Annotated in this window: 26 protein-coding genes; 14 read left to right on the top strand and 12 right to left on the bottom strand. The window is 69.5% G+C overall.

From position 1 onward, the window contains the following. Window positions 1–219: 219 nt before the first annotated feature. Window positions 220–2,205 carry an aconitate hydratase gene (locus C470_RS08240; RefSeq protein WP_004599074.1) on the bottom strand — a complete coding sequence of 662 codons (1,986 nt, stop codon included), beginning with the start codon at window positions 2,203–2,205 and terminating at the stop codon, window positions 220–222. Window positions 2,206–2,480: 275 nt separating this feature from the next. On the opposite strand from C470_RS08240, the gene C470_RS08235 reads away from it, so the two are divergent. Further along, window positions 2,481–2,954: a deoxyuridine 5'-triphosphate nucleotidohydrolase gene (locus C470_RS08235; protein ID WP_008366548.1), complete on the top strand. Its 474-nt coding sequence runs from the start codon at window positions 2,481–2,483 to the stop codon at window positions 2,952–2,954. A gap of 24 nt (window positions 2,955–2,978) precedes the next feature. On the opposite strand, the gene C470_RS08230 is transcribed toward C470_RS08235, so the two are convergent. From C470_RS08230 to C470_RS08215, 4 genes are all read right to left on the bottom strand, one after another. Beyond that, window positions 2,979–3,353, bottom strand: a complete 375-nt coding sequence (locus C470_RS08230) for a tautomerase family protein (RefSeq protein ID WP_008366546.1) — start codon at window positions 3,351–3,353, stop codon at window positions 2,979–2,981. 354 nt (window positions 3,354–3,707) lie between these two features. Then, window positions 3,708–5,072: an LLM class flavin-dependent oxidoreductase gene (locus tag C470_RS08225; RefSeq protein ID WP_008366544.1), complete on the bottom strand. Its 1,365-nt coding sequence runs from the start codon at window positions 5,070–5,072 to the stop codon at window positions 3,708–3,710. Between the two features lie 95 nt (window positions 5,073–5,167). Then, complete coding sequence (locus C470_RS08220; RefSeq protein WP_008366542.1) at window positions 5,168–5,575, bottom strand: CBS domain-containing protein; 408 nt, start codon at window positions 5,573–5,575, stop codon at window positions 5,168–5,170. A 34-nt stretch (window positions 5,576–5,609) separates the two neighbouring features. After that, window positions 5,610–6,566, bottom strand: coding sequence for a DUF5787 family protein (locus C470_RS08215; protein WP_008366541.1), 957 nt, complete (start codon window positions 6,564–6,566; stop codon window positions 5,610–5,612). 135 nt (window positions 6,567–6,701) lie between these two features. Here C470_RS08215 and C470_RS08210 point away from each other — a divergent pair, with 135 nt between their 5' ends. From C470_RS08210 to C470_RS08200, 3 genes are all read left to right on the top strand, one after another. Further along, complete coding sequence (locus tag C470_RS08210; RefSeq protein WP_008366539.1) at window positions 6,702–7,085, top strand: hypothetical protein; 384 nt, start codon at window positions 6,702–6,704, stop codon at window positions 7,083–7,085. Continuing rightward, window positions 7,082–7,729 (top strand): NUDIX hydrolase, encoded by a 648-nt coding sequence (locus C470_RS08205; RefSeq protein WP_007995354.1) that lies wholly within the window; start codon window positions 7,082–7,084, stop codon window positions 7,727–7,729. The genes C470_RS08210 and C470_RS08205 overlap by 4 nt, the downstream gene beginning before the upstream one ends. Before the next feature lie 97 nt (window positions 7,730–7,826). Further along, window positions 7,827–8,666: an NAD+ synthase gene (locus C470_RS08200; protein ID WP_008366538.1), complete on the top strand. Its 840-nt coding sequence runs from the start codon at window positions 7,827–7,829 to the stop codon at window positions 8,664–8,666. A gap of 425 nt (window positions 8,667–9,091) precedes the next feature. Here the strand turns inward: C470_RS08200 and C470_RS08195 are convergent, their stop codons facing one another. Next, window positions 9,092–10,213 (bottom strand): anthranilate phosphoribosyltransferase, encoded by a 1,122-nt coding sequence (locus C470_RS08195; RefSeq protein ID WP_008366536.1) that lies wholly within the window; start codon window positions 10,211–10,213, stop codon window positions 9,092–9,094. 301 nt (window positions 10,214–10,514) lie between these two features. Here C470_RS08195 and C470_RS16095 point away from each other — a divergent pair, with 301 nt between their 5' ends. Together C470_RS16095 and ahbB are read left to right on the top strand one after the other, a co-directional pair. Continuing rightward, window positions 10,515–10,670, top strand: coding sequence for a DUF7317 family protein (locus C470_RS16095; protein ID WP_007995351.1), 156 nt, complete (start codon window positions 10,515–10,517; stop codon window positions 10,668–10,670). An 87-nt stretch (window positions 10,671–10,757) separates the two neighbouring features. Further along, window positions 10,758–11,837 (top strand): siroheme decarboxylase subunit beta, encoded by a 1,080-nt coding sequence (ahbB, locus tag C470_RS08190; protein ID WP_008366534.1) that lies wholly within the window; start codon window positions 10,758–10,760, stop codon window positions 11,835–11,837. A 45-nt stretch (window positions 11,838–11,882) separates the two neighbouring features. Here the strand turns inward: ahbB and C470_RS08185 are convergent, their stop codons facing one another. From C470_RS08185 to C470_RS08175, 3 genes are all read right to left on the bottom strand, one after another. Further along, entirely contained in the window at window positions 11,883–12,662 is a 780-nt protein-coding gene (locus tag C470_RS08185) for a bacteriorhodopsin (RefSeq protein ID WP_004598622.1), read from the bottom strand. 1 nt (window position 12,663) lies between these two features. After that, a complete protein-coding gene (locus C470_RS08180; RefSeq protein WP_007345770.1) occupies window positions 12,664–14,355 on the bottom strand; it encodes a methyl-accepting chemotaxis protein in 1,692 nt (563 codons plus the stop codon). 132 nt (window positions 14,356–14,487) lie between these two features. Then, window positions 14,488–15,042, bottom strand: coding sequence for a DoxX family protein (locus tag C470_RS08175; RefSeq protein WP_008366530.1), 555 nt, complete (start codon window positions 15,040–15,042; stop codon window positions 14,488–14,490). A 150-nt stretch (window positions 15,043–15,192) separates the two neighbouring features. On the opposite strand from C470_RS08175, the gene C470_RS08170 reads away from it, so the two are divergent. The 3 genes from C470_RS08170 (at window position 15,193) to C470_RS08160 (ending at window position 16,818) form a co-directional block, all read left to right on the top strand. Beyond that, window positions 15,193–15,999 (top strand): aldo/keto reductase, encoded by an 807-nt coding sequence (locus tag C470_RS08170; RefSeq protein ID WP_007345772.1) that lies wholly within the window; start codon window positions 15,193–15,195, stop codon window positions 15,997–15,999. A 73-nt stretch (window positions 16,000–16,072) separates the two neighbouring features. Further along, complete coding sequence (locus tag C470_RS08165; protein WP_008366528.1) at window positions 16,073–16,270, top strand: hypothetical protein; 198 nt, start codon at window positions 16,073–16,075, stop codon at window positions 16,268–16,270. Window positions 16,271–16,398: 128 nt separating this feature from the next. Further along, the gene (locus C470_RS08160; RefSeq protein WP_004598632.1) at window positions 16,399–16,818 is read left to right on the top strand and encodes a DUF5790 family protein; all 420 of its coding nucleotides are present in this window, start codon (window positions 16,399–16,401) and stop codon (window positions 16,816–16,818) included. Between the two features lie 18 nt (window positions 16,819–16,836). On the opposite strand, the gene C470_RS08155 is transcribed toward C470_RS08160, so the two are convergent. After that, window positions 16,837–17,595, bottom strand: coding sequence for a creatininase family protein (locus tag C470_RS08155; protein WP_008366526.1), 759 nt, complete (start codon window positions 17,593–17,595; stop codon window positions 16,837–16,839). Window positions 17,596–17,700: 105 nt separating this feature from the next. Here C470_RS08155 and C470_RS08150 point away from each other — a divergent pair, with 105 nt between their 5' ends. Further along, the gene (locus C470_RS08150) at window positions 17,701–18,039 is read left to right on the top strand and encodes a DUF5789 family protein (RefSeq protein ID WP_008366523.1); all 339 of its coding nucleotides are present in this window, start codon (window positions 17,701–17,703) and stop codon (window positions 18,037–18,039) included. A gap of 47 nt (window positions 18,040–18,086) precedes the next feature. Here the strand turns inward: C470_RS08150 and C470_RS08145 are convergent, their stop codons facing one another. Beyond that, window positions 18,087–20,030, bottom strand: a complete 1,944-nt coding sequence (locus tag C470_RS08145; RefSeq protein WP_004598636.1) for an ABC transporter ATP-binding protein — start codon at window positions 20,028–20,030, stop codon at window positions 18,087–18,089. 215 nt (window positions 20,031–20,245) lie between these two features. After that, window positions 20,246–20,524, bottom strand: coding sequence for a DUF7538 family protein (locus C470_RS08140; RefSeq protein WP_008366521.1), 279 nt, complete (start codon window positions 20,522–20,524; stop codon window positions 20,246–20,248). A gap of 116 nt (window positions 20,525–20,640) precedes the next feature. Between C470_RS08140 and rnz the strand changes: the two genes are divergently transcribed. From rnz to C470_RS08120, 4 genes are all read left to right on the top strand, one after another. Continuing rightward, window positions 20,641–21,573 (top strand): ribonuclease Z, encoded by a 933-nt coding sequence (gene rnz, locus C470_RS08135; protein WP_008366518.1) that lies wholly within the window; start codon window positions 20,641–20,643, stop codon window positions 21,571–21,573. A gap of 628 nt (window positions 21,574–22,201) precedes the next feature. Further along, the gene (locus C470_RS08130) at window positions 22,202–23,128 is read left to right on the top strand and encodes a replication factor A (RefSeq protein WP_008366516.1); all 927 of its coding nucleotides are present in this window, start codon (window positions 22,202–22,204) and stop codon (window positions 23,126–23,128) included. A 1-nt stretch (window position 23,129) separates the two neighbouring features. Further along, complete coding sequence (locus C470_RS08125) at window positions 23,130–23,795, top strand: RPA family protein (RefSeq protein ID WP_008366514.1); 666 nt, start codon at window positions 23,130–23,132, stop codon at window positions 23,793–23,795. A 165-nt stretch (window positions 23,796–23,960) separates the two neighbouring features. Continuing rightward, window positions 23,961–24,365 (top strand): hypothetical protein, encoded by a 405-nt coding sequence (locus C470_RS08120; RefSeq protein ID WP_004598641.1) that lies wholly within the window; start codon window positions 23,961–23,963, stop codon window positions 24,363–24,365. Window positions 24,366–24,672: the final 307 nt, after the last annotated feature.

Genomic DNA, 24,672 nt, shown 5'->3' with positions numbered 1-24,672 from the left:
GAGGTGTTCACCGTAGAATCACTAATCACTTGTAAATAGACGACAGCAACACCACGACTCAATTTATAAACGACCGCTCAGCCGATCGACTCATCCACTCCCGCTCTCGCTCACATCGGAATCGACGACACTCCGCCGATCCACACAGCCGCCGCTGAAAGAGCGGACACGTCGAAAAATGCGGGCAATCGAGTTGCTGAGTCTCGCGGGACAGCGCGCTCAGTCGTCGGCCGGCGCCGCGCCGGAGCCGCCGTCGGCGTGCTGCTGTTTGACCCACGAGAGCTTGCCGCCGGCCGCGAGGATGTCGCGCTCGCGCTCGGAGGCGTCGAGGTCGGCGGTGAACTCCCACTCGCCGTTGACGCTCACGGTGAACTCCTCCTGCCCGGAGCGGACGCCCGCGGGCACGTCGTCGACGATCGCGAGATCGTCGCCCTGGTCGATCTTCTCGTACGTCTCCTCGTCGATCGCCAGCGGGACGATCCCGAAGTTGAAGAGGTTCGCCTTGTGGATGCGGGCGAAGCTCTGGGCGAAGACGGCCTCGATGCCGAGGTACATCGGACAGAGCGCGGCGTGTTCGCGCGAGGAGCCCTGGCCGTAGTTCTCGCCGGCCACGAGGACGCCGCCGTCGGCGGCGAGCGCGCGGTCGGCGAACGTGTCGTCCACGCGCGAGAGCGTGAACTCGGAGAGCTTCTCGATGTTCGAGCGGAACTTGAGGATGTCCGCCGTCGCCGGGATGATGTGGTCGGTGGTGATGTTGTCCTCCATCTTGAGGAGGGCCTCACCGCCGTCCACGTCGATGTCGTCTTTCAGCGGCACGTCGCCGATGTTCGGGCCCTTGACGAGGCCGTCGTCGATCGCCTCGTCGGGCGAGATGATGTCGGAGTCGTCCTCGCCCATGCCGGGACCGTACTTCGTCCCCATCTCCAGGCCGGGCGCCTCGAGGTCGCCGAGCTCGTCCGCGAGGTCGCGCGGGTCGACGATCTCGCCGGTGATGGCCGCCGCGGTGGCGACCTCGGGCGAGCAGAGGAAGACGGAGTCGTCCTCGATGCCCGAGCGGCCCTCGAAGTTGCGGTTGAAGGTGCGCAGCGAGACGGAGTCGGAGGCGGGCACGTGGCCGATACCGATGCACGCGCCGCAGGTCGCCTCGGAGAAGTTGACGCCGGCCGCCATCATCTCCGCGGTCCAGCCCTCGCGGGCCAGCATCTCGGAGGCCTGCTTCGAGCCGGGCGCGACGATCATCTCGGTCTGCTTGGCGACCTCGCGGTCCTCCAGCATCTTCGCGCTGGGGAGGATGTCCTCGTAGGCGCCGTTGGTACAGGAGCCGACGATGACCTGCTCGACGTCGGTGCCCTCGTACTCGCTGACGGGGGCGACGTTGTCGGGCATCGAGGGGGCGGCCACGAGCGGTTCGAGCTCGTTTAAGTCGACCTCGATCGTCTCCGCGTACTCCGCGTCGTCGTCGGGCTGGAGGTCGACGTACTCCTCCTCGCGGTCCTGGCGCGCGAGCCAGTCCTTCGTCTTCTCGTCGGTCGCGAAGATCGAGGAGGTGGCGCCGAGCTCGGTGCCGAGGTTCGTGATCGTGGTGCGCTCGGGGATCGTGAGCTTCTCGGCGCCGGGGCCGGTGTACTCGAAGATCTTGCCGACGCCGCCCTTGACGGTCAGCTCGCCGAGCAGGTGGAGCGCGATGTCCTTGGCGGTCGCCCACTCGGGAAGCTCGCCCTCGAGGTGGACGTTGACGACCTCCGGCATCTCGACGTAGTAGGGGCCGCCGCCCATCGCGACGGCGATGTCGAGGCCGCCGGCGCCGATCGCGAGCTGGCCGAGCCCGCCGGGGGTCGGCGTGTGCGAGTCGGAGCCGAGCAGCGTCTTGCCGGGCGCCGCGAAGTTCTCCTTGTGGACCTGGTGGCAGATCCCGTTGCCGGGCCGGGAGAAGTACGCGCCGTACGTGCCGGCCGCGGAGCGGAGGAAGCGGTGGTCGTCGGTGTTCTTGAAGTCGAACTGGTACGTCTGGTGGTCGCAGTACTGCGCGGCCAGCTCCGTCTGGACCTCGTCCAGGTCGAGCGCCTCGAACTGGAGCCACACCATCGTCCCCGTCGTGTCCTGCGTCAGCACCTGGTCGATCTCGATGCCGATCTCCTCGCCGGGCGTCAGCTCGCCCTCGACGAGATGCTCATCGAGGATCTTCTCCGTAATCGTTTGTCCCATATCACGCCAAGATGGCCGTCCCGTGGATATAAAACCCGCGAGTTTCCCGAAGATCGACCGTGTTAGATCCCGCGATGCGGCAACGATCGCTGTGATCTTCGCGTGATACCACGCACCGTGAAATACGTAGCCGTCCGGAGTGTTTTAGGTCATTAATCGCCTGAAACGACCGAAATCGGGGGTTTCAACGGTCGCGGCGAAACCTGCCGATTCGCCCCTCCGCGTCGCGCGACGCGGGCGACACCGTTTTGCCTCGCCCGCGGTTCCGGACGCGCATGTTCGACTCGGGAGCCGCGGTCGCGGCGGCGCTGGAGGCGGCCGGCGCCGACCTCGACGAGGAGCAGCGACAGCCGAACGGCGTCGACCTCACCGTCGACGCGGTGTTCGCACAGACCGAACCGGGACGGCTCGGGCGCGACGGGAAGCGCGTGGGCGAGCGACGGGAGCTGGAGCCCCGCGGCGACTGCTACCGGCTCGAACGCGGGAGCTACGTCGTCCGCTACGGCGAGCCGGTACGGATCCCGGAAGAGCGGATCGGGTTCGTCCTCCCGCGCTCGACGCTGCTGCGCAACGCCTGTACCCTCGACACCGCGGTGTGGGACGCGGGCTACGAGGGGGTCGGCGAGGGCCGACTCGACGTGGGCCACCCGATCGAGATCGAACCGGGCGCGCGGATCGCGCAGCTGGTGCTCGCCGAGGCCGACCACGAGGGGACGTACGACGGCGCGTACCAGCGGGAGAACCTCTGAGGGACGGCGTCTGCTGCGGGCCGGCTACGCACCGTCCCAGTCGCCGCCGACGCGGTCGATCCCCATCATGTCCTCCCCGGCGTGTTCGGTGAACACGACCTTACAGTTCGGCTCGGGGACGTCGAACGCCTCGACCGCCCGCTCCATCACCGCCAGCGCGAACGCGCGCTTGTACTCGAAGGGCCGGCCCTCGCGGATCTCGGCGTCCAAGAAGAGGAGCGGCCCCTCGACCGCCCGTCCGATCGCCATCGCGGACGGTTCGCGTTCCGCGATCGTCACGGCGACGTGGCCGGCGCTCGTCTCCATCTCCTCGGTGTACCGATCGGTGACGAACGAGACGAACGCCTCGCGGTCGGCGGGCGACAGCGACAGCGTCGTCGCGAACTGTAGGAGTGGCATACTCGCGACTCGGACGGGGGCGACTTCGCACTGTCGGCCGTCGCGGCGCGTCGACGCGGAACGGTCGTTGCCCGCGGCTGTGCGAGCGACTCGCTCGGTGAGTAAAGGAACGAACGGCACGCCCGTGCCGGGAAAAGGTGGCACGGGCGTGTCGTTCTGTAGGTCCCCGCTGACGCTTCGGCCCTCCAAGCGAAGCGTCACCTGAAACAAGCGGTGGTAGACACTTAAGCGTGCCGGGGGCGGCAGCGTTGTCGTATTAGTTAGCGGCAATTCGTTCACAACAGCTCGCTAATACGAGCCGCGAAACCGCGCGACCGCGTCCGGTCGAGTCGGTGTCCGAGCGCTTTCCGCGCGCTACTGCCGGGCGGGGTGGTCCGCGCGGAGCCCCGTCTGCCCCTCGCCGAGGAGCCGTTCGCGGAGCGTCTCGCCCGGGGGTTCGGCGTCGGCCGGAGGGACCAGTCCGCGCTCGCGCAGCTCCGGGACGACGAGGTCGACGAAGTCGACGAGCGAGTCGGGGCGGACGACCTCCTTGACGTTGAACCCGTGGACGCCGACCTCCTCGTGCCAGCGCTGAAGTTCGTCGGCGACGTGTTCGGGGGTGCCGACGAGCTTCGGCGAGGTGGTGCCGAGCCCGCAGAACTCCGCGACCTCGCGGACCGTCCACTCGCGGTCGGGCTGGGCCTTCGTGAACGCGTTCATCGTCCCCTGGATCGCGTCCGTCTCGATGTGCTCGACCTTCTGGTCTGGGTCGAGCTCGGAGAGGTCCATGTCGAGGAAGCCGGACAGGAGCGCGAGCGTCGCCTCGACGTCGACGTGCCGCTTGTACTCCTCGTACTTCGCCTCCGCGAGCGCGTGCGTCTCGCCGACGACCGGCACCACGCCGATGAAGAACCGGAGGCTCTCGGGGTCGCGGCCGGCGTCGGCCGCGCGCGACTTCACGTCCTCCATGTACTCGACGACCCCCTCCTCGGTCGGCTGGCTGGCGAAGACGGCCTCCGCGTTGCGCGCGGCGAACGACCGGCCGTGGTCGGAGGAGCCGGCCTGGTAAACGACCGGGGTGCGCTGGGGGGACGGCTCGCAGCCGTGCGGGCCCGGCACGGAGAAGTGGTCGCCCTCGTGGTCGATCGCGTGGACCTTGTCGGGGTCCGAGTACCGCCCGGCCTCGCGGTCGGCCTCGACCGCGTCGTCCTCCCACGACTCCTCCCACAGCTTGTAGCAGACGTCGAGGAACTCGTCGGCGCGGTCGTAGCGCGTCTCCTTGTCCATCCGCTCGTCGAGCCCGAGGTTCTCGGCGGCCGACTCCAGGTAGGAGGTGACCACGTTGATCGCGATCCGGCCGTCGGTGAGGTGGTCGAGCGTCGAGAACTCCCGCGCGAGCTGGTAGGGGTGGGTGTACGTCGTCGAGCGCGTCACCGCGAACCCGAGGTCGTCGGTGACCTCCGCCATCGCCGGCACGACGAGCTGCGGGTCGTTCGCGGGGGTCTGGACCGCCTTTTCCACGGCGACCTCGCGGTCGTCGCCGTACACGTCGTAGACCCCGCGCACGTCCGCGAAGAACACGGCGTCGAAGCCGCCGCGCTCGGCGGTCCGCGCGACCTCGGTCCAGTACTCGCGGTCGGCGTAGTCCGCCGACCGGTCGCCGGGGTACCGCCACGACCCGGGCGAGACGTGCTCGACCGAGGACATGGTGAAGAGGTTGAGGTGTAGGTGATCGGACACAGGCCTCGGTACGCGCTCCGGAGTAATACGGACACAGGAAGTGGCGGGACTTGTCGCTGTCGCGGACGCCTCGGATGCGCCGCTTCGACGCGACGCTACGCCGAGACGGACTCCGGCGAGGAGACGTACGCCGCGAAGTCGGAGGTGGTGATGATGCCGATGGGCGTCTCCCCGTCGACGACCGGCACGTGGTGGAACCCGTGTTCGAGCATCGTCGCGGCGACGGTCGCGACGTCGTCCTGCGCGCCCGCCGTGATCGGGTCCCGCGTCATGTACCGCTCGACCGTCGTCTCGGCCTTCGGCTGGCTCTTCGCGACGATGTCGACGAAGTCAGTCGAAGTTAGGATTCCGACGAGGCCGCCGTCGTCGTCGACGACCAGCACCGAGCTGATGTCGTTGTCCAGCAGCACCGCGGCCGCGTCCTCGACCAGCGTGTCCGGCGTCACCGTGTGGAGGCCCGTCGACATCAGCCGTGCCACGAAGACGTCTTCAATCTCGTCCATACCTGAAACACCCGCCCTCGCCGTATAAGCGTTCTCACAGGTACCGCGAGAGCCCGGACTGGCGGCGCGGGCCGTCCCCGTCCGGGTCCGCGACCCACGCCGTCCGCTCGTCTCGAAGCCCCTCTCGGTCCGCCGCCGGCGGGTCGGCGGGCTCGAAGGCGGGACACCCGCTCCCGCACTCGCGACCGGGGTCGACCACGCGGTCGAAGTGCGCGCAGCGCGGCCGGCCGTCGGCGGTCGCCTCGCCGTGCGCGCACGCCGGCGGCTCGGGACGCCACCCCTTCCCGTACGCGCGCTCGGCGATCCGCCGCCGCTTGCGGGCCTTCGCCTCGGGGCCGACCAGGGCGACGTCCGCGCGGGAGGGGCGCTCCTCTACGATCTCGACACCGGGGGCGTCGGGGTCGAGCGGCGTCGGCTCGCGGACGACCTCGCGCTCCCCGGTCTCGGGGTCGAACCGCCAGACGCCGACCGCGTCGGGGATCCGGTTGAGGTGCGCGCGGGTGACGTAGGAGGCGGTCGCGAGGACGACCTCGTCGAAGAGGCCGAGCGCGGCGTCGTAGCGCAGCTGCGCCTCGAGGTCGCCCGGCGTCCCGAGGTCGGGCTTGTTCTCGACGGCGACCAGCCCGCCGACCCAGTCCTCGGGGTAGCGCGCGGTCGCGCGCACGACCGGCCGCCCGTTCCGGCGCTCGCGTTCGAGGTAGCCGACCTCGACCGCGCGTTCGACGACCGCGGCGGCCCGGTCCGGCGGGAGGTCGAACGCGTCGCGGACGGGGACGGCCTCGCCGGGGCCGACCGCGGCCTCGATGGCGGGGTCCGGGATCCGCTCGGCGCTGACGGCGGCGCGGTCGTCGAAGCCGGGCCCCGGCGACAGCAGGCAGACGTCGACGATGCGGGTCCCCGGCGTCTCGACGCCCGCGCCGAGCTGGCGGGCGACGACGCGGTCCGGGGATTCGAGCGCGGCGCAAAGCGCCAGCTCGAACCGGTACTCCATGACGGGGGAAGGGACCCGGCGGGCTAAAGCGCGTCGTCCGCGACGATCGCCGCCGAGTCCCGCCCTCGTTCGCCTCTGTGCCGTCGCCCCGCCGCCGGCCGAAACCGGTATTCCCCGCCGGCTCCAACTTCGACTATGCGCCGGGTCACCCGGAACGTCTTTATCGCTATCGCCTTGGTCGTCGTCGCGCTGCTCGCGCTCGGCGCCCTCCCCAGCTACCTCGGCAGCGGCGACCCGTACTACCTCACGGTCGAGCCGATCGAGACGAACGGCACCGCCGCCGACGTGAACAACGTCTCCGACCGGCGGTACCCGTTCCTGATCGGCGCGATAGAGAGCGAGGACGGGCGCTCCGAGGGGTACCAGACCGGCCCGTACGGCATGAAGGAGTGGTTCACGCACACGCCGTTCGACGAGGTGGACGCGCTCACCCGGCAGGTGCCGAACGCCTCGACGGAGACCGGCGTGCGGGTGCGCCGCGACGGCCAGGTGTACCGCGCGGAGGTGGTCCGCCCGTGACGCGCGAGAACGCTGACTCCGACGCGGGCGACGCCCCCGACGACCCCGATGCCCCCGCCGCCGACCTCCGCGACCTCCCCGCGTTCGCCGACGGCCGCAACCACTCGCTGCCGGGAGAGCCCGAGTGGCCGGTGAAGGAAGTGGTCGTCGAGTACGACGAGGGGTGGTTCGTCGGCGGCTACGACCGCGTCGAGCAGCCCGACGGGACGGAGAAGAAGTACTACTGGGCCGAGCTGTCGCCCGCGACGGTGATCGTCGCGGTCGCGGACGACCGGGTGCTGTTCGTCGAGCAGTACCGGCCCACCGTGCGGAACACCCAGCTGGAACTTCCCGCGGGGATCGTCGAGTCCGGCGAGTCCTACACCGAGGCGGGCGCGCGCGAGCTCGCCGAGGAGACCGGCTTCGAGCCGTCCTCGACGTCGCTGCTGCAGGAGGTGTGGTGTTCGACGGGCGTGTTGCGCCACACGCGCGGCTACGTGTTCGCGGAGGGGTTGGAGCCGGTCGACGTCGACCACGACAGCAACGAGTTCCTCGCGCCGCGGTCGGTCCCGGTCGAGGAGGCGCTCGAAATCGCCCGCGATCCGCCGACGAACGACGCGACGCTGGAGGGGCTCCTGCTCGCCGAGCGCGAGGGGCTGCTGTAGGCTCACGCCCGCCGTCAGCCCCCCTTCGAACCCGACGAACGTCCAGTTCCCGGCGTCGACGGGGAGGTATTAGGCGTCTCGACCCCTAACACCCTCCATGAGCAAGACTTCGGAGCAGTCGGTGTTGCTGTCGGACGACCCCCCGCTCGACCTCCGCCTCTCGGACGAGGAGCTGGCGGCGACCCGCGAGCGCATCGTCTCGTTCATCCGCGACGTCGTCGACGAGGCGGGCGCGGAGGGGGCAGTACTCGGCCTCTCGGGCGGTATCGACTCGACGCTCACCGCCCACCTCGCGGTCGAGGCGCTCGGCGAGGACGGCCTCCACGGGCTCACGATGCCCTCGGCGGTGAACGACGCGGACGTGATGAGCGACGCCGAGCGCGTCGCCCACGACCTCGGGGTCGAGTACGACGTGATCGAGATCCAGCCGATCGCGGAGGCCTTCTTCGACGCGGTCCCGGAGGCCGCGACGGACCAGATGGCGGCCGGCAACGTCTACGTCCGCACCCGCGCCGTGCTGAACTACTTCGTCGCCAACGCGGAGAACCGGATCGTCCTCGGCACGGGCAACCGCGCCGAGGCGATGACCGGCTACTACACGAAGTACGGCGACCAGGCGGTCGACTGTAACCCGATCGGGAACCTCTACAAACAGCAGGTGCGCCAGCTGGCCGCCCACGTCGGCGTCCCCCGCGACCTCGTGATGCAGGAGCCGACCGCGGGGATGTGGGAGGGCCAGACCGACGCCGAGGAGCTGGGGCTCGACTACGACACCGTCGACGCCATCCTCGCGGTCCACGTCGACGGCGGCCTCTCGCGGGCGGCGACGGTCCGCGAACTCGACGTCCCGGCAGAAGCCGTCGACCGCGTGGTCGACCTCTACGAGCGCAGCGCCCACAAGCGGGCGATGCCGCCGGCGCCCGAGCGGGAAATATAAAAATCGACGCGGTGGCGCGTGCCTGCGAGCGGCCGACAGGCCGCGAAGCCAGCACGCGCGAGGGAGTCGCTGGCGCCGGCGGCGCCAGCGACGAGGCTGGGGAGGCGTGAGGTGCGGTCGCTGTGTGGTGCGGGGCGGGACTCAAAGGGGCAGTGTGAGGCGGGCGCAGGCGATGTACGTAGCGTGGCGCTACGCGCCACGGAAAGGCGGCGGCGAAGCCGCCGGCGACACCGCAGGAGCGCAGCGAGCGTGCGTCCGCCTCGCGGCTGGGGCTTTGGCGGTGTTCGCCGCTGATCCGCTGTTAGCCATTTATAAACGAGCGGTTGCCTCTTTGGAGGAATTCGTCGCAGAGTCTTCGACTGCTTATAAACCTCTAGCAGCGACACCGCTCGATCAGAAACGGAATTCCGGCGACGCGACCGCTCTCAGAACTCCCGCATCGCTTCCAGCACGTCGTACGCGGAGCCGTCGTCGATAACCTCGCGGGCCGCGTCGAGGCCCTCCTCGATCGAGTCGACGTCCTCGCCGGCGTAGATCCGGAGCGCGGCGTTGACCGCGACCGCGTCCGCGAAGGCGCCGTCGCGCTCGCCGGCCAGCACCTCCTCGGTGATCGCGGCCGACTCGACCGCCACGTCGTCGACCGCGAGGTCCTCCTCTTCGAGGTCCATGCCGTAGTCGGCGGTCTCGATCTCGAAGTCGGTGAAGCTCGCGCCCTCGCTGCCGGCCGCCTCGGCGTCGCCCTCGCTCGCGCCGCCCGCGCCGTCGTCCGCTGCGTCCCACTCGGCCACCTTCGTGTAGCCGGGGCGCACGTCGTCGTACCCCTCCATGCCCTGGAACATCAGGACGCGGTCGAGGTCGTGGAACTCGCTCTCGACGAACGTGTCGACCACCTTCTTCGCGAACGCGAGGTGGTAGAAGGAGCCGAGGTGAACGGAGGCGCCGGCCGGGTTCGCCAGCGTCTCGACGGTGTTGACGAACGTCCGGACGCCCATCTGGTCGCGGCGGTCGAACAGGTCGTCGATGGCGGGGTTGAACGCGGGCTGGTAGTAGAATCCGAAGCCGGTCTCGTCGACCATGTCGGCGGAGTCCGAGGGCGTCAGCTCGGTGTGGACGCCGAGCTCGTCGAGGACGTGCTTGTACGAGTCCTGCTTCTGGGTCGGCACGCGATCGCCCGAGTGGACGACGACGGGGGTGCCCGCGGCGGCCGCGACCGCTCCGGCCGCGACGCCGAGGATCGCGGTCCGGCCCTTCCCGTCGTAGTTGGCGCCGCAGTCGACGGGGTCGACGTCCGGTTCGGCGTACTCGACGCGGTCGCACATCACGTCGACGTACGCGCCGAGTTCTTCGGGCGTGTTCCGCTTCCAGCGGTTGGAGAGCCAGAACGCCCCGAGCGTCGTCGGGTCCGGCTCGCCCGCGAGGATCCGCTCGAACGCCTCGGTCGCCTGCGCGCGCGTGAGATCGTCGGCCGACTTGTGGCCGGAGCCGCAGACCTCGGTCATCAGCCGCTTGAGGGGCCAGTCGCCGAACTCCTGGGTCGCCTGAGCCATACGCGCCGTTCGGGTTCTCCGACGAAAAGTCCCCCGTTCGACTCCCGGGCGCCGGGAACGCATCGGGCCGGGGCCGGTCGCCCTACGCGCGACCGAGGCGACGCGCGCGAGCGGCGAGCGGGGTGACAGCGCCGATCTCGCCGGGTCCGTGGTACTCGTTCGCAAACAATAACTCCACGGCCGTTCGTTTATCCGTCATAGAATAACAGATTCAGGCCTTTCTTCTCTCTATTGATTCTGTATAAAGGGCCAAACAGCGTTAGAGTTATATGTATGTCCAGCTATCAGTTGGATGTACCCGATGACGTCCAAATCCGTCGCCACCGCGCTCACGCTGTACCGTTCCCGCACGCTGACGCTCGAACAGGCCGCGACCGTCGGCGGCTGCTCGACGGCGCAGTTGGAAGAGAGCGCCCGGGCGTTCGCGCCGACGCCGGGCGAGGCCGCCGACGACTGACCCGCGCTCGTCACCGGCCGACACGCGTCCCGCTGACGCTCGACGCCCTCCGAAACCCGTACGTACGCCCGTCTCCTAATCCGCGTAATGAGTTTGGACGCCGACTGGCGGGCCGACCTCGACGCGGTCGACGCGGCCCTCATCGACGAGTACCAGAGCGGCTTCCCCGTCGAACCCCGGCCGTTCGAGCGGGTCGCCCGCGAGATCAGCGCCGAGACGGGAACCGACGTCGACGCCGAAACGGTCCTCGACCGCGTTCGGGACCTGCGCGAGCGCGGCGTCTTCCGGCGGTTCGGTGCGGTGCTCAACCCGCCGGTCATCGGCTCGTCGACGCTCGCGGCGGTGCGCGCCCCCGAGGACCGGTTCGACGCGGTCGCCGAGGTCATCAACGGCTACCGGCAGGTGAACCACAACTACCGCCGCGACCACGAGTGGAACCAGTGGTTCGTCGTCACCGCGGGCTCCCGCGAGAGGCGCGACGAGATCCTCGCGGAGATCGAGGCGCGCACCGGCTGTGAGGTGCTCGCCCTCCCGATGCTCACGGACTACTACATCGACCTGGAGTTCCCGGTGGTCAACGCCGACCGATTCGCCCGAGAGTCGCTCGACGAGACCGCGGTCTCCGCCACCCGCATCTCCGAGAACGCTCGCGGCGATCTGAGCCCCCTCGAAGCAGACCTCCTCTTGGCGATCCAAGACGGCTTCCCGCTCTCTTCGACCCCCTACGCCGACGTGGCGGCCGAGATCGGCGCGAGCGGCTCGGGCGTCGACCCGACCGTCGACGACGTCCTCGAAGCGGTCGAGCGCCTGCTCGCGGACGGCTGTATCAAGCGGATCGGCTGTATCGTCAACCACGTCGTCACCGGGTTCACGAACAACTGTATGGTGGTCTGGGACGTGCCCGACGACGAGCTCGACGCGCGCGGCGAGGCGGTCGGGAGCCTCCCGTACGTCACCCTCTGTTACCACCGGCCGCGCCGACCCGACTTAGACTGGGAGTACAACCTGTTCACGATGATCCACGGCCGCGAGGCGGAGGCCGTCGACGCGAAGATCGACGAGCTGGCGGCCGACCACCTCCCGTTCGCCCACGAGCGGCTCTACTCGACGGAGACGCTGAAACAGACCGGCGCGCGCTACGAGGACCTCGTCGCGGACGGGCAGTAGAAGGAAACAGCGGACGGAAAAGGGGAGAGGGAGACGGCCCGCGGCTCAGTCGTCGCCGAGGACGGTCGGCTGCTCCTCGTCGCTCGAGTCGAGCGCATCGGCGGCGACGAACTCGCCGTCGCCGCCGAGCCCGCTGCCGGCGCCGAGGCGGTCGAGCGCGTCGGCGCCCGCGACCGCGACGACGACGAAGCCGACCTTCGAGACGACGTCGAGGTAGACGAACACGAGCATCTCCGTGGCGGGCGTCAGCAGGCCGAAGCCGGTCGGCGCGAGCAGCCACACGACCGGGTACAGCGTCCACAGCACCACGGTGATGTTCCGGAGCGTGCCGAAGACCGCGCGGACCCGGTCGCCCTCCGCCGAGGCCGACCGCGGGAGCGAGACGAGAAGCCCGTAGACGAGCGCGACGTACGCGGCCCCGGCGACGCCGAAGGCGACCCACGAGACCGTCCCGGTCGTCGCGGCGGCCGCGATACCGCCGGCGATGATCACCACGTCGACCCCGATCAGCCCGGCGAGCACGCGCCGCGACGGCCGCGCGAGCAGGCCGAGGTAGAGCAGCAGCAGCGGCGTCGTCAGGAGCCAGTCGACGTACCGGGCGACGTCGAGATCCCCGGCTGACAGCGAGACGCTTCCGAACCCGAGCGCCATCAGGAGGTACGCGATCGCCGCGATACCGGTGACCCCGGCGAGGGTGCCGTAGTAGACCGCGTGCGACTCGTCGGCCTCCGAAGACCGGGAGAACCACGCCCACAGGGGCGGAATCGTCCCGGCGCCCATCGCGAGGGCGCCGATCCACGCCCAGACGGCGGTGTCGACGAGCATCTCAGTTCACCCCCTCCCCGGCGGGCGCGTCGTCGCCCCCGCCGCCGTCGCGCGAGAAGTCGAACTCGGTCCCCCCGCCGTCGGTTCCCCCGTCGGAGACCGCGGTAGCGGCGTTGTTGCCGCCGCCCGCGGCGTCCCGGTCGGTTCCGCCGCTCGCGGCGCCGAGGTCGTCCTCGGCCGCGAACTCGAAGTCGTCGACCGCGTCGCGCAGCGCGAGCGCACGGTCGGAGAGCGACCCGGCCGCGGTCTCGACCGCCCCGAGGGTCTGCTCCTGTTCGTCGACCGCCCCGGTGACGTCGCCGGCCGCGCTGGCCGTCTGCGCGCTGATCGCGGAGACGTCCTCGACGTGGCCGACGACCGCGTCGACGGAGTCCGCCTGCGTCTCGGTCGCTCTGGTGATCTCGGTCATGCTCGTGTCGGTCCGCTCGGAGGCCTCCGCGAGGCGTTCGAGGGCGTCGATCGACGTCTCGACCGTGTCGACGCCGGCGGAGATCCGCTGTTCGGTGCGCGCCATCGCGTCGGCGCCCGTCTCCGCGCGCTCCTGGACGGAGTGGATCCGGGCTTCGATCTCGCCCGCCGATTCCTGGGTCTCCTCGGCCAGCGCCTTCACCTCCTCGGCGACGACCGCGAAGCCGGCGCCCTCGGCGCCGGAGCGGGCCGCCTCGATGGAGGCGTTCAGCGCGAGCAGGTTCGTCTGCTCGGCGATCTCCGAGATGGTGTCGACGACCTCGCCGATCTCCTCGACCTCCTCGGCGAGCGCCTCGACCTCCGCGGTCGTCTCCGCCGTCGTCTCCTCGACCGCGTCCATCTCGGCGAGCGCCTCCTCGGCGGCCTCGCGGCCCTCCTCGCCGACCTCGGCGGCGTGTTCCGCGGTCTCCGCCACGTCGGTGACCGTGGAGGCGACCTCCTCGGCCGACGACGCGAGGTTCTCGGCCTCGTCGGTCGCCGCCTGGAGGTCGTCGCGCTGGGTGCGCGCGCCCTCGGCGATCTCCGAGACCGCCTCGCTCACGGTCCCGGTCGTCGCCCGCAGGTCCTCCGTGCGGTCGTCGACGGTCCCCGCCACGTCGGCGGTGTCCTCGGCGACGGTCGCGACGGACGCGACCGTCTCCTCCAGCTCGTCGGCCATCTCGTTGAACGCGACGCCGACGCGCGCCATCGCCTCGTTGTCGGCGTCGGAGTCGACCCGCTGGGTCAGGTCGCCGTCTGCGAGCGCCCGCATCGCCGACTCGTACTCGGTCGCCTTCCGCTCGACCGTCTCGGCGCGCGCGTCGGCCTCCCGCCGCGCCTGCTCCGCCTCCTCGCGAGCCGCTTTCGCGTCGGAGATCTCCGAGCGCAGCGAGCCGCGCATCTCGTCGAACGCCCGGAACAGCCGCCCGATCTCGTCGGTTCGGCCCGTGTCCAGTCGCACGTCGAGGTCCCCCTCGGCCATCCGCTCGGCCTTGGCCGTGAGCTGTCGCAGGGAGATGACCGTGTTCGATCCGATGGTGACGCCGATGAGCGCGAGCCCGATCACCGTCAACAGCGTCATCCCGACGAGCCCGGAGCGTACCGCCGCGCCTGCGGCCCCGGCCTCCTCCGCGCGGAGGTAGACGATGACACCGTATGAAACTGAAACCCCCATGACCCCGATCAGAGACAGCGCGAGCTTCGCGCCGTAACTCGACCGGACGCCGGAGGACGATCCCGCTTGCATGTGTACTGGATCGCACGGATCGTATCGGGATAATAACTGCTCCCCGAATATTACCAGTGATAACTGCGTTCGGCGCTGCGTCCGTTTAGCCCGCGGTTGGCGACCGAATCGGTCCGGGGGGCCGACCTCGCCTCACCCGAGGAGGTACCGCGTCCACGGGTACCGCTCCACGAGGGGCCGGCCGCCGACCTCGTACTCCTCGACGACCGAGTCGAGCCCGAGGATCCGCCCGGCGCCGAAGGCGGCGACCGAGAGGAACACGAGCATGTACGCGAAGTCGCCGTTGATGTAGCCGTGCGAGATGTCCCAGTTGCCGAGATAGAAGAGGAGCATCATGAACGCGCCCCAGAACGCGGCGAGCCGCGTGAGGAGTCCGACGATCACGCCGAGCCCGATGAGGAGCTCGCCCCACGGCACCGCGACGTTCACGAAGTCGACGAACAGCGCGTTCTCGCCCATCGCGGCGAACAGGCCGGCGGCCGGGCTGCCGTTCGCGGCGGGCGCGTTCTGGAGGTACCCGACGGCGCTGAAATCGCCGCCGAGGACCTTACTGAGGCCGCTCTGGAAGAACGCGAGACCGATCATCAGCCGCAACGCGAGGATGAACCAGACGCTGAGCGTGTGGAGCTTTCCCTCGACCGAAACGCTGCCGATCGTGCTTCGGAGCGCGACTTCTTTCGTTGACATACGTCACCCGACTCTCGGAGGTGTCTCAAGTAGAACGGCGGATTCTCGGGCGGCGTGACCCGTTCGAGGTCGCTCCCGCGATCTGTTCGAGGCCTGTCTCGCGGTTCGGGGACCGGTACGTTGAGGGCGTCGCCGTCCGCACGCGACCACATGGCGAGCACCTTCGACCGACTCGGGTACGGGACGTACAAGCTGGCGGACGGCGAGGAGTGCGCGGCCGGCGTCGCGCACGCGATCGAGACCGGCTACCGCCACGTCGACACCGCGCAGGGGTACGACAACGAGGCCTCGGTCGGCGACGGGATCGACCGCAGCGACGTCGACCGCGAGGACCTGTTCGTCGCGACGAAGCTCTCGACGGACAACCTCTCGTACGACGACGCCGTCGAGACCGCGCGCGCCAGCCGCGACCGGCTCGGCGTCGACTCGATCGACCTGCTGTACGTCCACTGGCCGATCAACAGCTACGACCCCGAAGAGACGCTGCCCGCGCTCGACGACCTCGTCGACGACGGCGTGATCGACCGGATCGGGCTCTCGAACTTCCGGCCAGACCAGCTCGACGAGGCGATCGCTCGACTCGACCACGACGTGTTCGCCCACCAGGTGGAGTGTCACCCCCTGCTTCAACAGGAGCGGCTCCGCGAGTACGCCGTCGAGGACGGCCACTGGCTCGTCGCCTACTCGCCGATCGCGCGCAACCGCGTCGCCGACGTCGACGTGCTTCAAGAGATCGCGGCGAGCCGCGACGCGACCCCCGCGCAGGTGAGCCTCGCGTGGCTGCTCTCCAAGGAGCGCGTCGCGCCGATCCCGAAGGCGGCCGACTTCGGGCACGTCGAGGAGAACTGGGCCGCCCGCGAGCTCGACCTGACGGACGACCAGATCGCCCGGATCGACGCCTTGGACCGCGACGAGCGGATCGTCGACTTCGAGGAGGCGTCGTGGAACCGAGGCTGATCTCCGGAGCGCTCAATACCCGTACTGTGGCCTCATAGTCGGTTTAACGGGCCTCCCGATCGAACGGTCGACCGTGTCGGACCCGAACCCCCAGACGGACGTGCGTCCCGACCCCGAGAGCGAGTCAGGCCCCCGCGACCGCCCGGCCCTCCTCGCCGCCACGCCCGACGTCGAGGCCCTGTCCGACTGGCTCCGGACGCTCGCCGCCCTCGCGGGCCTCCTCGGTCTCCTCCTGACGCTGATCGCGGTGGAACTGCTGGTCCGGATCTGAGCCCGTCCGCCGCCGAACCGAAACTGAACGCGAAATCCGCCCGATCCGGCGACGGACTCGTCCTCACCGGCGGTTTCACTTCCGCTTTCGGGCGCGTTTTTAAAAGGTGCGGGCACGACGTGTCCGGTATGGGCCAGTCCACGTTCGACGACGACGACCTGTTCGGCGAGGCGGCCGAGGAGACCCGCGCGGAGGTCGAAGAGCACCTCGCGGCGGCGCGCGACCAGCTCCCCGACCCCGACGCGGTGTGGGAGACGGACGCGGACAACGTCCTCGGCGCGCTCAACGGGCTGAAGTCCGCCCTCGACGCCGGCGACGCGGTCGACAGCGTCCGCTCGGCGAAGAAGGCGTACGTCCTCGGCGAGCGCGCCGACGCCTTCGAGGACGCCGACGATTTAAAAGCGGAGATCGAGGAGCTGGAGTCGCTCGTCGGCGACATCGAGGACGCCGCCGAGGAGGTGGCATCCCTCACCGGCACCGTCCCCGCGATCCGCGGGGCCCTTCAGGACGCGGCGGACGACGACGAAGCGGAGGAAGACGAGGAGTAGCTCCCGCGCCGTGCTTTTTTAAGCCGCGTCGCGGTCGACGACGGCCGCCGACAGCTCCGCGAGCGCCGCGCTCGCGCGGTCGAGCAGCTCCGCGCCGCGCTCGGCGTCGCCCGCACGCGGGTCGCCGACGACGCCGTTGTCGGTGAACTCGTCCGAATCGTGCGCGAGGTTCACTCCGGACACCCACTCCCCCCACCGGTCGGCGGCGCCCGCGCTCGCCGCCTCGACGCGTTCCTCGCGGACGAGGTCGGGGTTCGTCGCGCGCAGCAGCGCGGTCTCCAGCGGGCCGGCGTGGCCCATGTCGCTCGCGTGGTCGCCGACCGCCTCGAACCAGGTGAACGCGACACCGTACCCCGCGTGGGCGTCGTCCCGCGAGAACCGCCGGGCGACCTCCGCGAGCGCTTCGACGTTCCCGCCGTGGCCGTTGACGAACACGACGCGGTCGACCCCGTGAGAGACCAGCGACTCGGCGGCCTCGCGGACGTAGGCGCGGAACGTCTCCGGCGACACCCACATCGTCCCGTCGAACGCGCGGTGTTCCTCGGCGACGCCGACGGGGACCGGCGGCGCGACCGCGACTTCCCCGCGGTCCGCTCCCGGCCCGCCACTCGACTCCTCGTAGGCGTCGGCGGCCGCCTCCGCGACCGCGACGGCGTTCAGCGCGTCGGTGCCGAGCGGGGCGTGCGGCCCGTGCTGTTCCGTGCTCCCGACCGGGAGAAACGCGACGTCGACCTCGGCGTCGCGCACGTCGGTCCACGTGACCTCGCTGAGGCGCATACCGGGTCCTCGACGCGCGGCGTCGTATAGGCGGCGGTCACCGGCGACGCCGTGGCCGTTCGGCGCTCGCGTCGGTCACCGTCGAGCGAACGCTCCCGGGGTATTATGCCCCTCCCCGTGGATCGCGACCGCATGAGCGGTGACAACGCGGATCACGACCCGGAGGCGCACGGTTCGGCTCCCGCCGTGACGTTCGGCCCGCTGAAGCGGGCGCTCCGCGAACACCGCTACCCGGTCACGGCGGCGGAGCTGATAGAACAGTACGGCGCGGCGACACTGGAGACTCCGACGGGGACGGCGCGGCTCGACGGCCTGCTCGAAGGGAGCGAAGAGGCGCAGTACCGGAATCCGTCTGAGGTCCGCGAGGCGGTCCTCGACGCGCTCGGCCACGCCGACGCGTCTCCGGAGGCGCCCGCGGACGAGTGGACCGAACTCCCGCGGTGACGCCCGGGCGCTCCTGAATCGTCCCGCCCGGTCGACCGCGGTCGCGGTCAGTCGTCGTCGCTCTCGGCGTCCTCGACAATCCGGGCGGTGCGCTCCTGCGCGCGGTCGATGAACTCCTGTGGCAGCTCGTCGATCTCGCCGGCCTGAACGCCCCAGAGGTGCGCGTACAGCCCGTCGTTGTCGAGCAGCTCGTCGTGGGTGCCGCGCTCGGCGATCTTCCCGCCCTCCAGCACGAGGATCGTGTCCGCGTCCTTGATCGTCGAGAGCCGGTGGGCGATCGCGAACGTCGTCCGTTCCTCCGTGAGCCGGTCGAGCGAGCGCTGGATCAGCATCTCCGTCTCCGTGTCGACGTCGGAGGTCGCCTCGTCGAGGATGAGGATGTCCGGGTCGGTCAGCACGGCGCGCGCGATGGTGATCCGCTGGCGCTGACCGCCGGAGAGCTTCACGCCGCGCTCGCCGACCATCGTGTCGTAGCCGTCGGGGAGGTTCTGGATGAAGTCGTGGGCCTCGGCGGCCTCGGCTGCCTCGCGGACCTCCTCGTCGGTCGCGTCGAAGGTGCCGTAGGTGATGTTCTCGCGGACGGTGCCGTAGAACAGGTACGACGACTGCCCGACGTAGCCGATCGAGCGGCGCAGCGACCGCAGCGTCACGTCGCCGACGTTCTGGTCGTCGATCCGAATTTCCCCGTCGTCGACGTCGTACATCCGGAGGAGGAGCTTGAGGACGGTCGACTTGCCGGCGCCGGTGGGACCGACGAGGGCGAGCGTCTCGCCGCCCTCGACCTCGAAGTCGATGTCCTCGACGATGGTCTCGTCGTCGTAGCCGAAGGAGACGTCGTCGTACACCACGTGTCCCTCGTCGACGGCGAGCTCCTCGGCGTCGCGGTCCTCCGCCAGCTTCGAGGGCTCGTCCATCAGCCCGAAGATCCGCGCGGAGGAGGCGCGGGCGCGCTGGTACATGTTGATGATCTGCCCGAACTGCGCCATCGGCCAGATGAACCGCTGCGTGTAGAGGATGAACACGACGAACATCCCCTCGGAGAGCTCGCCGGTGAACGGTCCGGGCGGCCCCTGGAACACCCAGAGCCCGCCGACGATGAACGTGAGCACGAAGCCGATGCCGGCGAGGACGCGGAGCGCGGGGAAGAACTTGATCCGCGTCTCGATGGCGTCCCAGTTCGCGTCGAAGTAGTCGAAGGAGACGTCGTCGACGCGGTCGGACTCGTAAGACTCGGTGTTGGCGGCCTTGATCACCTGGATGCCGCCGAGGTTGTTCTCCAGCCGGGAGTTCATCTTGCCCACCGTCGACCGCACCTCGGCGTACTTCGGCTGAATGATCTTGATGAACAGGTAGGTGAACCCGGCGATGACGGGGACGGGAAGCAGCGCGACCAAGGCGAGCTGCCAGTTGATCCAGAAGAGGAGGACGCCGATCCCGACCACCATCACGGAGAGGCGGAACACGGAGTTCATCCCGTCGTTGAGGAACCGCTCCAAGCGGTTCACGTCGTTCGAGAGGATGGACATCATCTCCCCGGTCTGCTTGTCCGAGAAGAAGTCCATGTTGAGCCGCTGCATCTGGTCGTACGTGTCGGTCCGGACGTCGTGCTGGATGTTCTGTGCGAACGCGTTGAACCCCCAGTTGCGGACCCAGTGGAACCCGGCGCCGAAGGCGAACGCCCCGGCCAGCACCGCGATCGTGAACCAGAACTGCGCCGCCTGTTCCGTCGGGAGCCACGCGTCCGGCAGCAACACGAGCGGGATCTGCTCGTCGAACGCGGCCTCGCCGCGGAAGATCGCGTCGAGGGCGATCCCGAGCATCAGCGGGGGAAGCAGATCGAGCAGCCGCGCGAAGACGCTCGCGAGGATCCCCACCGTCACCTGCGGGACGTAGTCGCGGCCGTACTCGACGAACAGCCGCTTCATCGGATTCTCGATCTTGTCCCGCTGCTCCTCGAAGGGATCGTCTTCCTCCCATTCGACGCCACTCATCACAAAATCGTATCAGGTAGGGCGGCAAATAGGTTTCCTTCGAACCGAAATACATCGGCAGAAAACGCCGGTAACGAGCGGTCGATCGGGTGATCTCGACCTCGAGAACGCGTTCGACGGCGGGGCGCCTCCGGTCGGGTCGGGGTAAGATCGGCGCGCGCGGGCATCGGTCCGGCGACTGCCCGTCGGCCTCACCTCTCGCGGCCCCGAGGCGGTCAGAGTTCGCGCCGTTCGACCTCGGTGTCGATCCCGGCCTCGTCGAGGTCCTCCCGGACGCGCCGCCGGAGCGGATCCGGGACGCCGTCGCGCGGGACCGGCGCGGCCGTTCCGCCCTCGTCGTCGTCGGTCGGGACGGCCCAGTAGAGCACGCGGGCCGTCTCGGCGTAGAACTCCACCGCGTATCGGTCGCTACCCCCCTCGTAGTGGACGCGGGCGGCCGCGCCCTCCGCGCGCCACCCCTCCTGTTTGACCAAGGCGGCGATCGGATCTCGCATGCTCGCCCTCGGGCGGCCGGACTCATGTGGGTGTCGGCCGGCGCTCCGCGAGGCCGAGCCGACCGCCGCTCTCCCGCATCGACACCGGTTTACAACCGCCGCCCCGACGACTCGGCATGTCTCTTCGCGTCACCTTCCTCGGGACGGGCGGCGCCGTCCCGACCGTCGAGCGCGCGGCGAGCGCCGTCTTCGTCAACCGCGAGGGCGACCGCTTCCTCTTCGACTGCGGCGAGGGCACCCAGCGCGAGATGATGCGCGCCGGCACCGGGTTCGCCGTCGACCGCGTGTTCGTCTCCCACCTCCACGGCGACCACGTCCTCGGCATCCCCGGCCTCGTCCAGACGCTCGGGTTCAACGACCGCACCGACCCGCTGACGGTCCACTGCCCGCCGGGGACCGACGACCACCTTCACGACCTCGTCCACGCGGTCGGCCACGACCCGGCGTTCCCGGTCCGGATCGAGCCGGTCGCCCCCGGCGAGGTCGCCTACGAGACCGACGAGTACGAGGTCCGCGCGTTCGAGACGGAACACCGGACCGTCTCGCAGGGGTACGTCTTGGAAGAGGACGACCGCCCCGGCCGGTTCGACCGCCCGAAGGCGGAGGCGCTCGGCGTCCCCGTCGGCCCGAAGTTCGGGCGCCTCCACGAGGGCGAATCCGTCGAGGCCGAGGACGGAACGGTCGTCGAGCCCGAGCAGGTCGTCGGCCCGCCCCGCCCGGGCCGCAAGTTGGTGTACACCGCGGACACGCGCCCGCGAGAAGCGACCGTCGAAGCGGCCAAAGACGCCGACCTGCTGATCCACGACGCCACCTTCGCCGACGACATGGCCGACCGCGCCCGCGACACGGCCCACTCCACCGGCCGCGAGGCGGGGTCGATCGCCGACCGTGCGGACGCGAAGCGGCTCGCCCTGGTCCACATCTCCTCGCGCTACGCGGCCGACGCGCGACCGATCCGCCGCGACGCCCGCGAGGCGTTCGACGGCGAGTGCATCCTCCCCGACGACGGCGACCTGATCGAGGTGCCGTTCCCCGACGCGGACGACTGACACGACGGGTCCGCATGAACGAATCGACGTTCGACGAACGATCCCGTAGCCGAGACCACCGAATCTCCAGCCGCTCGGCTGTACGTAACTAGTTCTCGAACAGCGGAGAACGCCTCCAAAGCCCCAGCCGCGAGGCCGCAGTACGCTCGTTGCGCTCCTCGCTCGCGCTGCTCGCTGCGGTGCTTACGTCGCCTACTGCGGCCTCGCGGCTGCCCCTTTGAGTCCCGCCCCGCACCGCTTCGCACCACTGCCTCACTCCTCCCCAGCCTCGCGGTTCGCGCTCTGCGAGCGCTCACCGCGTCCCTCGCGCGTGCGACTCGCGCCCTACTGGGCGCTCGTCGGCACGCGCCACCGCTCCCCTTCGTCACCTCCGTCGGACCTTCGCCTGTGTGACTCCGGCCCGTGTGATCGTTCCACTCGAAACGAAGCCCGCGCACGGCTGACGTGCGTCTGACGCGAGCGAGGTCGTTCCGTCGACTGATCTCCGCGAATCGAAAGAACACCACGCAGCGGCCCTCAAGCGGGCGTTTCGTTTCACTTTCACCGCGGTCACGTACATTTTAATACCATCTGGAACCAACCGTCGTACGCCTCCCACTGAAAACAAGACCGGAGGCGGAGACACCCCATGAGCGAACTGCGACAGGAAGCGGAAGCGATAGCGGAACAGTTCTCGGACCACACCGACGTCGACCCCGACGACGTCGAGGAGCGGCTGACGACGCTCGTCGACGAGTACCGCGTACCGCTCGACGAGGCGAGCCGGAGCGTCACCAACAGCTACCTCGAAGACGCCGGCATGGAGCGCGACGAGCTCGGCCGCGGCGGCAGCGAGGAGGTCCTCGTCAACGACATCGACGAGGACGAGCAGTGGGTCGACCTGCGCGTGAAGCTGGTCGACCTCTGGGAGCCCCGGAGCGACTCCATCTCGCAGGTCGGCCTCCTCGGCGACGAGTCGGGCACGATCAAGTTCGTCGCCTTCGAGACCTCCGACCTCCCCGAGCTGACGGAGGGGCAGGCGTACGAGCTCTCGAACGTCGTCACCGACGAGTACGAGGGGAGCTACTCGGTGAAGCTCAACCGGACGACTGGCATCACCGAGATCGACGAGGAGATCGAGGTCGGCGACAACGCCGACACCGTCGAGGGCGCCCTCGTGGACATCCAGTCCGGCTCCGGGCTTATCAAGCGCTGCCCCGAGGAGGACTGTACGCGCGTCCTCCAGAACGGGCGCTGTTCGGAACACGGCCAGGTCGAGGGCGAGTTCGACCTCCGGATCAAGGGCGTCCTCGACGACGGCGAGACCGTCACCGAGGTCATCTTCGACCGCGAGGCCACCGAGGAGCTCACCGGCATGACCCTCGAAGCGGCCAAGGACATGGCGATGGACGCGCTCGACACCACCGTCGTCGCCGAGGAGATGGGCGAGGACGTGCTCGGGCGCTACTACCGCGTCACCGGCCCGACGTTCGGCCGGTACGTCCTGGTCGACGAGATGGAGGACCCTGGCACCGTCGACGTTGAAAGCGCGCTGATCGAAGCGAGGTCGATTTGAAATGAGCCAGTCAGCCCCCACCCGAGAGGTCGCCCGGCGCGTGTTCGCGAGCGAGTTCAACGACGCCGGCTACACGTTCACCGAGTCCGACGACGAGCGCGCCCCCGTCTACGCGCTGTTACCGACGGGCGAGTCCTCGAACCGCGTGTTCTTCGTCGGCACCCTCACGGAGAAGGAGGACGTCGGCGAGGACAGCGAGTACTGGCGCGGCCGCATCGTCGACCCGACGGGCACGTTCTTCGTGTACGCCGGCCAGTACCAGCCGGAAGCCGCTTCCAAACTCCGGGACTTGGAGCCCCCGGCCTACGTCGCAGTCGTGGGGAAGCCCCGGACCTACGAGACCGACGACGGCACGGTCCGGGTCTCCGTCCGCCCCGAGTCTATCACCGAGGTCGACGCCGCCACCCGCGACCGCTGGGTCGCGGAGACCGCTCGCCGCACCGTCGAGCGCGTCGCCGCGTTCGACGACGAGGGCAACGAGTACGCGCGGATGGCCCGCGAGGAGTACGACCTCGATCCCGAGACGTACAAGGCCGCCGCACTGTCGGCGCTGGAGGACCTCGACGAGAGCGGCGACGAGCTCGCGGGCGACGAGTCCGGGAGCGACGACGCCGCGCTCGACGACGCCTCGGACGGGACCGACCCGGCCGGCACGCCGGAGCCCTGACGCGGCCGGCGGCTCGGCGCTCTGACGCGGTCGGCGCGCCGGAACGCTGACGCGCTAACCCCAGATTTTCGCGGGGTTCGGCGCGGCTCTGCCTCCGTACGCGATTTTCGCTCTTGCGATCGTCTGACAAACGCTTAAGTGATCCGCGGAACGAACGGTCCGATAATGGGCAACAAGAACAAGACGATCTCGTTCCGCGTCAACGAGGACGCGTTCGAGACCCTCCGCGACATCGCCGAGGAGCGAGACATCTCGCTGTCTGCGGTCTTCCGGGACTACGTGGACACGCTCGTTGCCCACGACGGTCAGGTCCGGGTTATCCCGGAGGCCGAACTGGACAGCATGGGCGACAGCGGGGAGTCGTTCCCCCCGAAGATCGAGGTTCCGAAGAGCTTCGTCCGCGAGCACGAGCGCCTGGAGCTCGAGGCCGAACACCTCCGCGAGCAGCTCGAAGAGCACAAGCGCTACGTCAACTACCTCCGCGAGCAGCTGGAGGACGGCGACGAGGAAGTCATCCAGCTGGAGGACCTCGACGGCGAGCCCGACGAGCCCTCGTTCCGCCTCGGATAACCCTTCGATCCGGGCGAGACCGCCCGTCCAACCGATTCTCTCGCGCCACTCGCGGCCGCCGAGCCGCGGCGCCGCGACGCCCGGCTCCCGCGTCGGACGACCGACCCCCGCGCGAAAACCTTCCTGTTCGTCCGTTACTGACCGACGAAACGCCCATCTTGGCGAAAATATTGCCGAACGAGTCGGAGTTTGTTCAGAAACGTCCGATTCTCCCCGAATCTGATGGACGGTCTCTCAGCGCGAAGCCGCTATTTCTGATTATACTAAATTATTTACGAAAACGATATTACCCGGGCGGTGGACGTAT

Origin of the sequence: Halorubrum distributum JCM 13561 (assembly GCF_000337395.1) — an archaeon.
Classification (GTDB): Archaea; Halobacteriota; Halobacteria; order Halobacteriales; family Haloferacaceae; genus Halorubrum; species Halorubrum distributum.
Note: the sequence above shows the minus strand (reverse complement) of the source record. Positions and strands in the feature narration are given on the sequence as shown.